The sequence below is a fragment of the Aeromonas piscicola genome (assembly GCF_000820005.1).
GTDB classification, from domain to species: Bacteria; Pseudomonadota; Gammaproteobacteria; order Enterobacterales; family Aeromonadaceae; genus Aeromonas; species Aeromonas piscicola.
This window is the reverse complement of the sequence record NZ_CDBL01000081.1, coordinates 1-1,026: the sequence shown is the minus strand read 5'-3', so window position 1 is coordinate 1,026 and position 1,026 is coordinate 1. Positions and strand designations below refer to the sequence as shown.

The 1,026-nt window shown below is 59.8% G+C and carries 1 protein-coding gene; it reads right to left on the bottom strand.

Annotated features, from left to right (window positions below; all coding sequences use genetic code 11):
- Positions 1-842: DUF945 family protein (locus tag BN1128_RS25000; RefSeq protein WP_042872817.1), on the bottom strand; the 842-nt coding region annotated here is incomplete at its 3' end.
- Between the last annotated feature and the right edge of the window lie 184 nt (positions 843-1,026).

The window sequence follows — 1,026 nt, the reverse complement described above, 5'->3', positions numbered from 1 at the left end:
AGCTTGCTCTGGGTCACCGCCAGGTTGTCGGTCTCGTTCTCCAGATTGAGGGTGTTCACCTTCATCTGATAGCTGCTGGAGAGGGTCTGGGCATCGTCCCCTGCCAGCTGGGTTTCCGTGGTCAGCCCCTGCAGTGACACCTTGACGCTGTCAGGCAGTTGCACCGACAGCGCCGATAGGGTCATGTCGCTGCGAGGAGAGAGCCAGATGCCGCTGATCTCGGCCATGTCGGCGCTGCCCTTGAGCTCGGCCAGCACCATGTCCATCTTGCTCTGCTCTTCATGCAGCGTCATGCCCTGCCAGTGGAAGGTAACGTGACCATTGCCTTCCAGATCGCCGTGATAGTCGCCCTTCATCGGCAGAAAACTGAACTCGTCGAGCCCCTGCTTGACCTTGAATTCGTTGGCCCAGAAGCGGCTGCTGTTGCTGGCGGTCCACAGGCTGCTGACCGACTCTATGCCAAATTGCCACTGCTCCAGCTTGAGCGCGCTGAACACCGGGGCCAGCGAGCCCTGTTTGGTGTCGAGCAGCATGTTGCTCTTGATATAGAGCGGCAGGATGCGGCTGTTGACGATGAACTGCGCCTCGACCGGCTCGCTACCTTCCAGCTGACCATCCAGGCTGGCCAGGGTCTGCGGCGTGACCACCACCTTCAGCACACCATCGCGGGTGAACAGGTTGCTGGCACCCGGCTGCCAGGTCAGCTCGACGCCGCTCTCCTGCTTCACCTTGGCAATCTGCTCGGCCATGATGCGATCGAACGTATTGCCCGTGTGCCAGCAGGCACCCAGTCCACCCACTACCAGGGCCGCACCGACGGCCAGCGCTACTCGCTTCTTCATCTTTATATGATTCTCCAAAGGCTCATTGCCGCACTCTACGGGGCCATATCGGGGCTAGGCAAGTCCAATTCGGCGTCAGGCGCAAATATGTAATGTCACAGCAAGGGACTGAACAGATAGAAGATGTTCTCCATCACCTTCTTGTACCAGGGGCGGGCGCGCCACTTGGTCAGCGACATAGGGG